A 15,186-nucleotide genomic window follows, 5' to 3' on the forward strand; every position below is an offset into this window, starting at 1 on the left:
ATGCCAAAAAATAAATTAAAACTAGAATCAATAGGTATTACTAAAACCGATAAAATTCTATACTTTGATAATGTAAATTTCTCATTAACTCAAAACAAAATTTTATCAATTGTTTCAGATAACAAAAGCATCGAAGATTCTCTCTTTACCATAATGATAGGTCAAAATAGAAAAAGTATCCCTTATCAGGGATTTTTGGCTTTTAATGATATATTAGTTGACGACAATATTAATACAAAAATAAATAATATTTTTCATTATTACAATTCAGTAAATTTTGCATTTAAAAAACCATTGACAATTCAGCAAAAATCATTAAGATTGAGACAATTTTTAATGAGTAGATTCATAGTTAATTACCGTAATGAAAATTTATCTGTTGATTTTTTAAATAAATATTGAAAAGTTATTAAAGAATACAATCCGATTCTTCGCAAACGAAAAGTTGATTTTGAAAATAAAACATATTCATGTTTGAATGACGAAATTGAAAAATTATTTAGTGGTTTTGAAGTTTTAATAAAAAATAACGAACACAATAAAATCACAAATTTAGATAAAAGGCTTGAGTATTTAAATACTCTATTCAGCACTTTAATAATGAAAGTACACCAAGCAAAATACGATATTATTTTGGAATATCGTAAATACGAAAAGAAAATCGAAAAACATAAACTTTTTTTACAAAAAGATCAATTGATCCATTTATCAAACAATATGTTTAAACCTTTTGGATCTGAAAACAAAAATGTAGAATATACAAATAATACTGTTAAAAGGGATGAAAATCAAGAATTAATAATGAATACAATATTACTTAAAAGGTGCTTATTAAGCGTTAATGGTCGTTTGAATGCGTTTAAGCAAAAAAACAAAATAACAAAAGAAAAAACGGCTTTTATTGACACGTTTAAAAGATACTCAGTATACAATTGTATTTACAAATTTGTTTTAAATCACTCAAAAACATTGGTGAATTTAAAACATACCGAATTATTATTTTTTGTAAAAGAAATCAATAACATTGCAGACGACTATATTAAAACATTTTTTATACCTAAAAATAAATACAGTAGACCATCAATTACTCAACAAATAAAAAATGAAGCAAAAATTTATGTTTATGAATCATTAAATAAATTTATAATTAACGCTTCTGCAAAATCTAATGTTGTTTTAAAACAATCAACTTATTTAAACACAATAATAAAATCCTTATTATCTTATTTTAATAAGACAGAGGTTCCTTATTGACTGAAAAACTCAGAAATATATAAAAATAATCAGTTACTCCTTAAGGAAATGAAACTAAATTATGAATGAAATTATAAGGCAGTAACTAACCAATTAAAAAGTGAAATTAACACAATAAGTAAATCACTGAAAGTAAATGAACTTGACTTAGAAAGATGAATAAACACTTTAAAAGTTGCAATGTTTAATACTCGTGACGAAGTAGATAATTTGAAGCATTCAAAAAATTACAATGAATGTGATGTGAAAAATTTAATGTTTAAATTCAAGTATATTGTTAGACAGTATGAATATTTTTCAGAACATTTAAAAGATTTTCGAGATTTATTAAGGATTTTTACGGCTCAAGATATAACGGAAGAAACTGTTAAAAAATTTTTATTTACTGAGTATGTAAATAAGGTTTGTGAACAAGCAAACATTAACAAGATATTACTTGAAAAAAAATTAATTGGTATTGAATACAATACTATAATAGACATTGAATTAGCTTGCTTATTTTTAACAAATCCTAATATTGTTGTGCTAGGCCCTGAAATTAATGCATTAAGCGTCGAGACAATTAAATATGTTTTAAGTAAAACGAACAATTACGTATTCAAAAATAACAGTATAGGTATTTATTTTATTCGTGATGTTAATACGGCGCTAAACTACGGTACTGACGCAATTATATTTAATAACAATAAGATTGTTGAACAAGGTAAAACAAGTTGCATATTGAATAATCCCGTGCATCCTTATATTAAAAGAGCATTAGGTCAGAAAGTTGTTTTACAAGAAAGTGCTAAAAATTTATTGTATAACCCAGCAAATTTTACTGATGATTTTTACGAAGTGGAACCAGGTCATATTGTACAATGTAATTTGTATGAGTTAATGTTGTGAATAGATAAATCAAAAGTTAAAAATGATAACTTGAGTAAATTAATTGAATACGAGAAAATAACACAAAACAACACCATTAGAAACATAAATGATTCAATTAACTTTGAAGACGTACAAATATCTAATTTTGTTATCAAGAAAGGAAAATAATGGAAAAGAATTTTAACCATAAAATAATTGAAGAAGGTCGTTACGATAAATGAGTTAATTCAAAAGTTTTTGAACAACATGATAAAACCAAAAGACCGTTTACAATCATATTACCTCCTCCTAATGTAACGGGAATATTACATATTGGTCATGCCTTGGATACTTATTTGCAAGATACAATGATTCGTTATAAAAAAATTAGGGGTTTTGACACACTATTTTTACCGGGAAAAGACCACGCTGGAATTGCTACTCAATCAAAAGTAGAAAAATTGTTGCAGGAGCAAGGTGTTTCCAAACATGAAATAGGTAGAGATAAATTTATTGAAAAAGTATGAGAGTGAAAAAATAAATATGGATCAATAATTGATTCTCAGTGAAAATCATTAGGTTTGGCATTAGATTACTCGCATGAAAGATTTACCTTAGATCAGAATGCTAATGAAGCTGTTTTAAAAGTTTTCGTGGACTTGTATAACAAAGGAATAATATACCGTGGAACGAGAGCTATATCATGAGATCCTGTTTTAGAAACTGCTCTTTCAAATATCGAAGTTATTTCAAATCCAATTGAACAAGAAATGTATTACATTAAATATCCAATAAAAGGTACTGAGGAATTTTTAGAAGTAGCAACAACACGTATTGAAACTATCCCATCAGATGTTGCCATTGCTTTTCACCCATCAGATGAGCGTTATAAAAAATACCTTTCATCAGTAGTTGTACATCCATTCACAAATAAAGAAATACCTATTATTACCGATGATTATATAGATCCTGAGTTCGGTTCAGGACTAATGAAAGTTAGTGCTCACGCTACTAACGATATTGATATAATCACCAAAAACAATTTGGAAATTAATGAATGTATCGACTCGAAAGGTAATATGAACTCATTAGCAAATGAGTTTGAAGGAATTAACAGATTCGAAGCTCGTAAATTAATTGCTCAAAAAATGCAGGAGTCAGGATACTTGCTCAAAGTTGAAAAAACAATATCGAATGTTGGCATATCAGAAAGAAGCGGTGAAGTAATTGAAATATTAGTTCAACCACAATGATTCATGAAGATGGACAAAATGTCTAAAATGATTTTAGATAATTTAAATACTGAAGAAAAAGTTAAATTCTTTCCCACTCGTTTTGAAGATGTTATTAAAACATGAATGGAAAATGTTTATGATTGAACCATATCGCGTCAATTATGATGAGGACATAGAATTCCTGCATATTATAAAGGCGAAGAAGTTAAAGTTCAATTAACAAGCCCTGGTGATGAATGAATACAAGATGAAGATGTACTGGACACATGATTTAGTAGTGGGTTGGCTCCATTTGTATTTTTAGGTTGACCACAAAGTAATGCTGAAGTCGAACATTATTATCCAACATCATTATTAGTCACGGGATATGACATTATTTTCTTCTGAGTAGCTCGTATGTACTTCATGGGACTCGAATTTCAACATAAAATCCCCTTTAAAGATGTTTTAATACATGGTTTAGTGCGTGATGAAAATGGTCGTAAAATGTCCAAATCATTGGGCAATGGTATTGACCCAATGAAAGTCATTGACGAGTATGGTTCGGATGTATTGAGAATTGCTTTATTGTTCAATTCAACACCTGGACAAGATATTAATTTCAGTACACAAAAATTAGAAGCTGCTAAATTATTTATAAACAAATTCTGAAACATTGCAAGATACGTAAATTCATTGGAAACAATTGAAAATGATACTCAAAGTTTTGATAATTATGATTTATGAATACTTGAAAAATTAAATGAATTCGAAACTCAATTAGATATTAATATGAATAAATATGAATTCACAGTTGTATATAAAATTATTCAAAAATTCATCGCAAATGAATTTAGTGGATGATACTTAGAGTTTGCTAAATTCAAAAAGAATAATGCACTCATAAAAAACATTTTCAAAAAAATATTATTTTTGATGCATGCATTTTTACCATTCACCACAGATTACTTATTTGAATTAATGTATAATAAAAACTTATTAGAACAACAAGAATTCATCATTGAACAACCAATTTCATTAGAAAATAAAACAGATACAGTTGTTGAATTAATTTCTGAATTACGTAAATACCGTGAATCAAAAAATATTTCAAAATCAAAAGAACTATTGTTCCAAACATCATTAACAAACTTAAGTGAACAAGATTATTTAATAATTTCGAAATTAACTAATTGCACAATGAAAGAAAACAACGATAACTTGATTCAATGTTCAAATTTCACAATTAACATTGTTATGGATCAAGAAACTAAAGATTTAGAAATTGAACGCTTAACTAAATTATTAGAAGATATTCAGATTGACATTGACTTTGTTTCAAAAATGTTGAATAATCCAAAATTTGTAGAAAAAGCAAACCCTGAAAAAGTTACCCAAACAAAAGAAAAACTGAATTTATTCAATACTCAAAAAGCAACATACATCGAAGAGTTGAACAAATTAAAATAATAAAAAACTGACTTAAATTAGATTAACTCTAATTAAACAAGTCAGTTTTTTAGTATAAAATTTATTTAATTTCAATTGTGGAAGGTCATATTCCATGTGGATTCAGTTCTTCTAAAGTAGTTACTGAATAGTTTTCTCCAGTTGAATCGTAACAATACACTAATGAGTCTGGCTTCATAAATTCTAGCATAACTTGTCTACATCCTGAACATGGATAAATTACTGTTTTGCCTGATGATATAATATGGATTTCTTTAAATGTCCCCACTTTAGCTCCATAAGCTACAGAACCAAACAATGCACTTCTTTCAGCACAAAGACCACTTGGAAACGCTATATTTTCCGCGTTAACTCCGTAATATTTATTGTCATTTTCGTCAATAGCAACAGCTGCAACTCTAAATTTTGAATAAGGACAATATGAATACTGTAGTTTTTCTTTTAATTCGTTTATATTTATTTTCATAGTATTATTTTAGCAAATACATATTTATTAAAAACAATTAAACAATAATATTGTCATCGTTTATATATTCATAAAAACCCTTACATAGTTCAATAATGTTATAAAATATAAATACTAATATAAAGGAGAAAGCAAAATATGAAAAAAGACATTTATTCAACAAAAGAATATTTTGATAAATTAGACGGATGATTTAGAGCTGCAAACTTTTTATCTGCTGGTCAAATTTATTTAAGAAATAATCCATTATTAAGAGAAGAATTAACTGCGGATGATATTAAAATTTATCCAATAGGTCACTGAGGAACAATACCAGGTCAAAACTTTATTTATGCTCATTTAAACCGTGTTATAAACAAATATGATTTAGATATGTTTTACATTGAAGGGCCAGGACATGGTGGGCAAGTTATGGTTTCTAACTCATATCTTGACGGTAGTTACTCAGATTTATTTCCTGAAATTACTCAAGATCAAAAAGGAATGCAAAAGTTATTTAAAAACTTTTCATTCCCAGGCGGAATTGCTTCTCATGCAGCACCAGAAACACCGGGGTCAATTCATGAAGGTGGGGAATTAGGTTATTCAATTTCTCATGCGGTTGGGGCTATTTTAGATAATCCTAATGTTATTGCAGCAACCGTTATTGGGGATGGAGAGGCTGAAACAGGGCCATTGTCAGCCGGATGATTCTCTAACTCATTTATTAACCCAGTTACTGATGGAGCCATGTTACCTATTCTTTATTTAAATGGTGGGAAAATTTCTAATCCAACAATTCTTTCGCGTAAAACTGATGAAGAATTAACCCAATTTTTTAATGGTTTGGGTTGAGATCCGATATTTATTGAGGGTAATGATCCTATTAAAATGCACCCAATTATGGCTCAAAAAATGGATGAAGCTATTGAAAAAATAATTAGTATCCAAACTAAAGCCAGAACTAAAAAACCAGAAGAAGCAACAAGACCAAATTGACCAGTTATTGTCGCTCGTTTACCAAAGGGATGAACAGGGCCTGCTGAATGAAATAATGAAGTATTAGAAGGTAGTTTCCGTTCACACCAAGTACCAGTCCCAGTATCGAGTGCAAATTTTCAATATGCTGATAAATTAAAAAACTGATTACTTTCATATAGACCTAATGAATTATTTGATGAAAATGGTACATTCAAAGATGAATATCGTCAAATTAGTCCAAAAGGATTAAAAAGAATGAGCGTTCACCCAATAACAAACGGTGGAATAAATCCTCAAAATTTAGTATTGAATAACTGAAAAGATTTTGCATTAAAATTTGAAACACCAGGCGAGTTAAAAGCACAAGATATGATTGAATTTGGTGGATATATTGCTCAAATTATTAAAGACAACCCAAATAATTTCCGTGTTTTTGGTCCTGATGAAACAAAATCAAATAGATTGAATAAAATTTTTGCAGTTACAAAACGCCAATGATTAGAAAGAATTGATTCAAAACTAGATGAATTTATGTCGCCATACGGTAGAATCATTGATTCGCAATTATCAGAACATCAAGCTGAAGGATTTTTAGAAGGTTATGTATTAACAGGTCGTCATGGATTTTTCGCAAGCTATGAAGCATTTTTAAGGGTTGTTGACTCAATGATTACTCAACATCAAAAATGATTGAAAAAAGCTGACGAATATTCATGAAGAAATGATTATCCATCATTAAACATTATGGCGGTTTCTACGGCATTTCAACAAGATCATAACGGATATACACATCAAGACCCAGGTATTTTAGGTCATTTAGCAGACAAAGATCCTAAATACATTCGTGAATACTTACCTGCGGATACTAACTGTTTATTAGCAACAGCTTCTAAAGCGTTTGCCGATAGAAATGTTATTAACTTAATAGTTGCGTCAAAACAAGTAAGAGATCAATTCTTTTCTGTTGAAGAAGCAGAAGAATTAGTTGAAAAAGGATTGAAAGTTATTGACTGAGCATCAAATACAAAACCAAATGAAGAACCAGATTTAATATTTGTTTCTGCAGGTACTGAACCAACAATTGAAGCACTAGCTTCAATTAATCTAATTAACGCTTGAGATAAAAACTTAAAAATTAGATATGTTAACGTTTTAGATTTATTAAAATTACGCCACCCATCAGTTGATCCAAGAGGATTATCTGACGAAGAATTTAATAAAATATTTACTAAAAACAAACCAATTGTATTCGCATTTCACGGATACGAAGCATTAATTAGAGATATTTTCTTTTTACGTGAAAACCATAATATTAAAATCCACGGATATCGTGAAAATGGAGATATCACAACAACATTTGACATTCGTGTAATGTCTGAAATGGACCGTTTCCATATGGCGGTTACTGCAGCAAAAGAAGTTGCTTTAAAAAACAAAGAAGCTTTTATTGAACAGATGACTGACAAAATTAAATACCACAACGAATATATTCTTGAATACGGTACCGACATTGATGAAGTTAAAAATTGAAAATGAACCCCGTTAAAATAGAATAATAAAACAAGCTGTTGTACTACGCAGCTTGTTTTTTATTTTATAAATCTAACACAAATTCGTTATTTGATATTTTTAATTTCACTTTTTCTTCAGGATGGATTTCATTTTTTAATATAGCTACAGCTAAAAGATTTTCTATATGTTCTTTAATGTATCTTTTTATAACTCTTGCGCCATCGTCATAATTGTATCCATCATTCGCAATTTTGTCGATAACATCATTTGTAAATTCAATGTAGTAATTGTTATGTTTTTTTAATCTTTTTGCTAAATTATTTAGCTCTAATTCAACAATTTGGTGAATGCTTTCTTTTGTTAGTGCATCAAATGCTATTAAATTGTCAATTCTATTTAAAAATTCAGGTCTTAAATGTTTTAATAATTCCTTTTTTATTATCTCCATATTATGTTTTTTATTAGCTATTAATGTTGATGCAATATTAGAAGTCATTATTATAATTGTATTTCTAAAGTTTATAAATTTTCCTCTCGAATCAGTAAGATTACCATTATCCATAATTTGCAATAAAATATTTAAAACATCCGGATGAGCTTTTTCAATTTCATCAAATAAAACTATTGAATAAGGATTTCTTCTTATTAATTCTGTCAAATGTCCCCCTTCATTAAAACCAATGTAACCGGGAGGCGATCCAATTAATTTAGACACAGTGTGTTTTTCCATGTATTCTGACATGTCTAATCTAATTAATTTATTTTCATCATCAAATAAAGCTGAAGCTAATTTTCTTGAAAGTTCAGTTTTACCTACCCCAGTGGGTCCTAAAAATAAGAATGTACCTAGCGGTTGTCTAGGATCATTTACTCCAGCTTTTGATCTTAAAATTGATTGCGACACTAAATGACAAGCATTATCTTGTCCTTTGATATTTTCTTTTAATTCACTTTCTAAATTTAATATTTTATTAATTTCGGTTTTTAATAATTTAGCTACAGGTATTTTTGTTCATTTGGCCACAATTTCTGCAACCTCATCTTCATCAACACTTTCTTTTACTAATTTAGAATTTAAGTTATTAATTTTCAATTCATTTTCTTCGAGTTTTTTTTCTAATGAAGGTAATGTACCATACATTATTTTGGAAGCTTCCGTGTATTTACCTTCTCCTAAAAGTAATTGTTGTTTGTTTTTTAAATAATCTATTTCGTCTTTTATATTTGACATTGTGTTAAATAATTCTTTTTCATTGTTTCATTGTTTTGTTAAACGTTTTACTTCAGTATCTAATTCAGTAATTTCCTTATTTAATTCAATTAATTTATTGTTTTTTTCTTGAGGATTACTATCATCAGATTCAATAGCAAGTTTAGCCATTTTTGCTCTTGCTAAATGCTGACTTGCAATCTCTAATTCCTCAGGTTGTGAATTCATTTCTGTTTTTATTGTTGCTGCCGCTTCATCAATTAAATCAATAGCTTTATCTGGTAAAAAACGCTCAGTAATATATCTATCACTTAATTGTGCGGCCACAACTAAAGCTTGGTCCGTAATTTTAACGCCATGGTATGCTTCAAAACGTTCTTTAATACCTCTTAATATTGTTATGGTGTCTTCAACAGTCGGTTCATTAACATAAATTTTTTGCATTCTACGTTCTAATGCTGCATCAGTTTCAATATATTGTCTATATTCATCATTAGTAGTTGCACCAATTAAATGTAATATACCTCTAGCCATTAATGGTTTAAAAATATTCGCAGCATCCATTGCGCTTTGATTGTTTTTACCAGCTCCAACTAGCATATGTATTTCGTCAATGAATAATAAAATATTACCTTCACTTTTTTCAACAACATCAATTAATTTTTTAAGCCTTTCTTCGAATTGGCCTTGATACATAGCTCCAGCTATCATAGCACTTAAATCTATTTCTCATAATTCTTTATTCAATAAATCATTAGGAACTTGTTTTTCCACAATTTTACGAGCCAACCCTTCAACAATAGCGGTTTTACCAGTGCCTGGTTCACCAACGAGAACTGGATTATTTTTAGTTTTTCTAGATAGTATTCTAATTAATCTTCTTATTTCTTCATCACGATTAATAACAGGTTCTAATTTGTTTTCCTTGGCAAGAGCAATTAAGTCTCTACCGTATTCCCTTAATACTTCTTTACCTTCTAAATTTGTTTGTCATTTTGCGTTCATTTTGCCTCCTTAAATTTAATGATATATCTATATTTTAGCACTCTAAATCAAAGAGTGCCAAATAATAATTAATTTTTTTATTACAGGTTTTAGCAAATTAAATTGCATTTTGTAGTTTAACCTTTAATTACTAATATATGGTGGTAAAATTAAAATAAGGTTTTTAACCTTGTAAAAATATGTTAAATAAGACTTTGAATATTAAAAAAACATTTATATATTCTCAAATAGTGATAATCACTATTCTTTTAGTGTTTTTTTCTATTTATTCGATATGAGATTATTCGTATTACTGAGGATTTATCGTTGGTTTGATCAACTATGTTACTATTCAAATATGACACATAATTGTTGTGAGAACATCTTTAAAACCCAATAAGCAACCAAAAACAATCAAAATAATTATGATGTTTTGATGTGAATTGGCAATTACGATTATTTGCTGCTTATACATATTTTTAATAAACAAAGTATTCGCAAAATATGGATTTCCCAATAGTAATTTAGCTACATATCCAGTCAATATTTATGGTTATATAACCGCATTTAGTACCGTGATATTTAGTTTATTAATTACCGGGATAACAATGTATATATTTTCAAAAAGAAAGGAGAAAAATGGATAAATTATTTGGGCATTGAGCTTTGAATGATGATTCAGCTTGAGGAAATGATTTACCGCAAAACAACCCATTAATTAGTTTGATATTTTTAACAATTCTAATTGTTGCATTTTCAATATTAGTGTTTGTTTATGCGAAGCGTTCCAAAGTTGAAAGAGCACCTTCAAAGTTAATTATTGTTGTTGAACAGTACATTATGTTCATTGATGATATGACGGACCAAGGATCTCAAGGACGACTTACAAAAACCGCTCCTTATTTCTTTAGTTTATTCACTTTCTTAGCAATTGGAAATATGCTTTCAATTTTTGGGTTAGCGCCTATTGCAATGTCGATTACAGCTGTATTCACGTTGTCTGCGATAACATGAATAGGAACTATTATTCTAGGAGCTTGCACTCACAAATTGAAATATTGAAAAGAATGAATAAATCCTTTAGACTGAATCGGAAAAGTAACTCCGATATTAAGTTTAACATTCCGTATGTTTGGTAACATTTCCGGTGGAGCTTTATTAGTTATCTTGCTCGAAGCATTTTTAACATGAATATGAAGTTCTATATTCGGATTTACAAGTGGATCAACCGGGGAACAAATAAACTTGATATCAATACTTATTATTCCTTGATTAAGTTTATATTTCGATTTATTTGATTCAATTCTGCAGGCTTTTGTGTTTGTTGTTTTATCGATAAGTTATTGAACGTTATCGATGGCGCAGACTGAGCAAAATGAGTCAAAAAAACAAGTTAGAAACAAAATGAAAAACATTATAAAAACAAGTCAAAACAATTAACTTTAAAGGAGATAAAATGAATGATATTATTGTAAACGCATTTGATGCGTCAAAAGCGAAAGAAGTTGGAAGCAACGGGCTTTCATATGGATTAGCACTAGTTGGTGCAGGACTAGCAATGTTAGGAGCTGGAGGAGCAGGTATTGGTCAAGGTATTGCAGTTGCTAAAGTTGCGGAAGCAATTGGACGTAACCCTGAAGCTAAATCAAAACTTAACTCTACAATGTTCATCGGGCTTTCAATCATTGAAACATGTGCTATTTATTGTTTCGTTATCGCATTGCTAATTATTTTCGTATAGAAATATATTAAAAATGACACATATTCAATTAATGAGTGAAGGCGGAGTTAATGAAGAATTAAAAAATGTCTTCACAAACTTTGCATTTCAATTACCTTATTTTATTTTTACAATTATTTCTTTTGTTGTAACAATTCTAGTTTTAACTTTTTTAGTATATAAACCAGTTAAAAAAGCTTTGAAAAAAAGACAAGAATTTATACAAAAAAATATTGATGATTCAGTGCAAGCTAAAACAGCAGCTATTGAACTTCAAAACGAAGCAAACGAATCATTAATCGAAACATATAGAAAAGCAGATATGATCATCCATGATGCTAAAATTGATGGAGAAAAAATCGTTGACGTCTTAACAAAAGATGCAAAGGCTAAAGCAGAACACATGATTCAACAAACAAATATTTCAATCAATAAAGGTTGACGTGATTTTGAAAAAGAAGAAAAACGTATTATCACTGAAAACGCTATTGAAATTGCTAAAAAAATTATCGGTCGCGAAATAAAGGACGAAGAAAATAAAAAAATGATTCAACAATTATTAGATGAGGCATCATAAAACATGTTAGAAAAAGAAAAAATCCAAAATTACGCAATCGCTCTTTTTGAACTATCCACAGAGCAAAACAAAACTGATGAGTTTTATATTCAATTCAAAAAGATTACATCAGCATTTAGAGATGAACCTGATTTTGCTAAAGTTTTGAACTCTTATTCAATACCAAATGAAGACAAATATAAAATGATTGACAATGTTTTCAGTGGTAATGATCAATTGATTATTAATTTTATTAAGATACTATCAAAAGAGCATATGATAACTAAAATTGTGTACATTTACGAAGTTTTCAGAAACTTTTATTATGAAGCTAAAAAAATCAAAAGAGGAACTATTTTCTCTACAACGCCACTTACTGAAAAAGAAATTGAGCAATTTACTCAAAAATATTCAATTATGTTTAATTTCAATCTAATTCTAAAAAACAGAATAGATAAAAGTATTATAGGTGGAGTAAAAATCGTAATTGATGATATTGTGATTGATAACACAATACTAAATCAATTAAATAAATTAAAAGACTCAATATTAAAATAAAGGAGGACAAATGCCATTAAAACCAAATGACCTTAGTGCAATAATTAAAAAACAAATTAAAAACTTTGCAAAAGTTATTTCAACTGAAGAAATCGGTGAGATTGTAACATTGGGAGACGGTATTGCATTGGTTTCAGGTCTTGATAATGCCAAATTGGGTGAATTATTAGACATGGGTAACGATGTGTATGGAATGGTTCTAAACTTAGAAGAAGAACTTGTTGGTGTTGTTATTATGGGTGATACTAACAAGTTAACTGAAGGTTCAGAAGTTAAAAGAACAAACAAAGTCATATCTACAACAGTTGGTGATGAATTACTTGGTCGCGTTGTTGACGCGTTAGCAAATCCTATTGATGGACAAGGAAAAATTGATGCTGAGTTAACAAGTGAAATTTTTAAAGTAGCGCCAGGAATAATGACACGTCAATCTGTTGACCAACCTTTGGAAACTGGAATTATTGCTATTGATTCAATGGTGCCAATTGGTAGAGGACAACGTGAGCTTATTATCGGTGATCGTCAAACAGGTAAAACATCAATAGCGATTGACGCGATACTAAATCAAAAAGGTAAAAACATACATTGTATTTATGTTGCAATAGGTCAAAAAAATTCAACAGTTTCTCAAATTGTTGAACAACTAAAAAAAGATGATGCATTGGAATATACAACAATTATTAATGCGTCAGCATCTGAAAGCGCACCACTTCAATATATTGCTCCTTATACTGGAGTAACTATTGCTGAGTACTGAATGTCAAAAGGGAAGGATGTTTTAATAGTTTATGACGATTTAACTAAACATGCAGTTGCATATCGTACATTGTCATTATTATTACGTAGACCTCCAGGTAGAGAAGCTTACCCAGGGGACGTATTTTACTTACATTCACAATTATTAGAACGTTCAGCACGTTTAAATAGCGAAAATGGTGGTGGATCATGTACAGCCTTACCAATCATTGAAACACAAGTTGGAGATATTTCAGCTTATATACCTACCAACGTTATTTCAATTACAGATGGTCAAATTTTTACTAAAGAAGATTTATTTAACTCAGGGCAACGTCCGGCAGTTGATGTTGGCTTCAGTGTTAGCCGGGTTGGTGGAGCAGCACAAATTAAAGCCATGAAACAAGTATCAAGTTCATTAAAACTAGAATTGGCTCAATATAATGAAATGCAAGCTTTTGCTCAGTTCGGTTCTGACTTAGATGAAAGTACAAGATCAATACTTGATCACGGTGCAAAAGTTTATGAATTCTTAAAACAACCACAAGGTCAACCAATAAATCAAATTGATCAATCGCTATTATTGTTCTGTATTAAATATCGTTTAACAAACCCTATACCTAAAGAAAACATAAATGAATTTAAAAATCAATTCTTATCGTTCTTTAAACAAGACAAAACAGCAAAATCATTGAGATTGAAATTAATAAACAAAAAAGCATTTGATGATGAAATAATTAGTTCATTAAAAGAAGTTATTAAAAACTTTATTCAAACTTATATTAATAAAATACCAAATTATGATAAAAATGCTCATCCAAGCATACCGAAAGATTAATTGTGGCAGATTTATTAAATATTAAACACCGTATTGATTCAGTAACGACAACTAAAAAAATAACTAAAGCAATGGAATTAGTTGCAACAGCCAAATTAGGTAGAACGAAAAACGATTACGATAAAATAAAAATTTATTATGATCGTGTACAAAGCATTTTTGATAATTTAATGGTTCATAGTGAAGAAATTGAAAAAACTATTAATGTTGAAGGAAGTAAAAACGGAGTACCCAAATCTTTATATATCATAATTGGATCCGATTTAGGTTTGTGCGGTGCTTATAATGCGAACTTGGTTAAATTAGTTAAAGAAAATATTAATAAAGATTCATTAATGATTGTTATTGGCTCAAAAATGTTAAATGCTTTTAAAAAATACGATAATCAAATTATTCAATCATTTATTAAAATAGGCGATACATTAGAATATTCATTAGCTCAAGTTATTTCAAAAAAAATATACGACACTATTCAGGAGATCTATGTAAAAGATGTAAATATTATTTATACTGAGTATATTAATAGCATCACAACTAATCCTGTTATAAAACAAATATATCCAATAAAAGAAAAAACTCAAACTAGCGAAGTTCCTAAAATTGATTTGTCGATTTATGAACCGAGCCCAAGTTATATTCTAGCTAGTTCATTTGGTATGTATTTTGAAGCTGAAATGTATTTAGCTTTAGGAAGTTCAAAATTATCAGAAATGTCTTCACGGCGTACAGCAATGGAAAGCGCTACTGATAATGCAGAAGAATTAATCAAAAAACTTCAATTAAGCTACAACCGTACTCGTCAAGCCAAAATTACTGAAGAACTTACTGAAATCATTAGTGGTTCATCATCATAGAAAGGA

Annotated in this window: 11 protein-coding genes; 9 read left to right on the plus strand and 2 right to left on the minus strand. The window is 29.0% G+C overall.

Annotated features, from left to right (window positions below; genetic code table 4):
* Positions 1 to 2,292, plus strand: coding sequence for a hypothetical protein (locus tag HGG69_RS01495; RefSeq protein WP_169605044.1), 2,292 nt, complete (start codon positions 1 to 3; stop codon positions 2,290 to 2,292).
* Positions 2,292 to 4,787 carry a valine--tRNA ligase gene (locus tag HGG69_RS01500; protein ID WP_169605045.1) on the plus strand — a complete coding sequence of 832 codons (2,496 nt, stop codon included), beginning with the start codon at positions 2,292 to 2,294 and terminating at the stop codon, positions 4,785 to 4,787. Before HGG69_RS01495 ends, HGG69_RS01500 begins: the two co-directional genes overlap by 1 nt.
* A gap of 61 nt (positions 4,788 to 4,848) precedes the next feature.
* Here the strand turns inward: HGG69_RS01500 and cdd are convergent, their stop codons facing one another.
* Positions 4,849 to 5,253 carry a cytidine deaminase gene (cdd, locus tag HGG69_RS01505; RefSeq protein WP_336508878.1) on the minus strand — a complete coding sequence of 135 codons (405 nt, stop codon included), beginning with the start codon at positions 5,251 to 5,253 and terminating at the stop codon, positions 4,849 to 4,851.
* Positions 5,254 to 5,391: 138 nt separating this feature from the next.
* Between cdd and HGG69_RS01510 the strand changes: the two genes are divergently transcribed.
* Positions 5,392 to 7,764 (plus strand): phosphoketolase family protein, encoded by a 2,373-nt coding sequence (locus HGG69_RS01510; protein WP_169605046.1) that lies wholly within the window; start codon positions 5,392 to 5,394, stop codon positions 7,762 to 7,764.
* Between the two features lie 43 nt (positions 7,765 to 7,807).
* Here HGG69_RS01510 and HGG69_RS01515 read toward each other — a convergent pair whose 3' ends face one another.
* On the minus strand, positions 7,808 to 9,940 hold the full coding sequence (locus HGG69_RS01515) for an ATP-dependent Clp protease ATP-binding subunit (protein ID WP_169605047.1): 2,133 nt from the start codon (positions 9,938 to 9,940) through the stop codon (positions 7,808 to 7,810).
* A gap of 618 nt (positions 9,941 to 10,558) precedes the next feature.
* Between HGG69_RS01515 and HGG69_RS01520 the strand changes: the two genes are divergently transcribed.
* From HGG69_RS01520 to atpG, 6 genes are read left to right on the plus strand one after another with little or no spacing between them, the layout of a single operon-like run.
* Entirely contained in the window at positions 10,559 to 11,359 is an 801-nt protein-coding gene (locus HGG69_RS01520; protein WP_169605048.1) for a F0F1 ATP synthase subunit A, read from the plus strand.
* Between the two features lie 16 nt (positions 11,360 to 11,375).
* Positions 11,376 to 11,660, plus strand: coding sequence for an ATP synthase F0 subunit C (gene atpE, locus HGG69_RS01525; protein ID WP_169605049.1), 285 nt, complete (start codon positions 11,376 to 11,378; stop codon positions 11,658 to 11,660).
* A gap of 13 nt (positions 11,661 to 11,673) precedes the next feature.
* Complete coding sequence (gene atpF, locus HGG69_RS01530) at positions 11,674 to 12,216, plus strand: F0F1 ATP synthase subunit B (protein ID WP_169605050.1); 543 nt, start codon at positions 11,674 to 11,676, stop codon at positions 12,214 to 12,216.
* 3 nt (positions 12,217 to 12,219) lie between these two features.
* The gene (locus HGG69_RS01535; protein ID WP_169605051.1) at positions 12,220 to 12,753 is read left to right on the plus strand and encodes a F0F1 ATP synthase subunit delta; all 534 of its coding nucleotides are present in this window, start codon (positions 12,220 to 12,222) and stop codon (positions 12,751 to 12,753) included.
* A 10-nt stretch (positions 12,754 to 12,763) separates the two neighbouring features.
* The gene (gene atpA, locus HGG69_RS01540) at positions 12,764 to 14,326 is read left to right on the plus strand and encodes a F0F1 ATP synthase subunit alpha (RefSeq protein ID WP_169605052.1); all 1,563 of its coding nucleotides are present in this window, start codon (positions 12,764 to 12,766) and stop codon (positions 14,324 to 14,326) included.
* A gap of 2 nt (positions 14,327 to 14,328) precedes the next feature.
* Complete coding sequence (atpG, locus tag HGG69_RS01545; RefSeq protein ID WP_169605053.1) at positions 14,329 to 15,180, plus strand: ATP synthase F1 subunit gamma; 852 nt, start codon at positions 14,329 to 14,331, stop codon at positions 15,178 to 15,180.
* The last annotated feature ends 6 nt before the right edge of the window (positions 15,181 to 15,186 follow it).

The organism is Mycoplasma phocoenae, assembly GCF_012934855.1.
GTDB lineage: Bacteria > Bacillota_I > Bacilli_A > Mycoplasmatales > Metamycoplasmataceae > Metamycoplasma > Metamycoplasma phocoenae.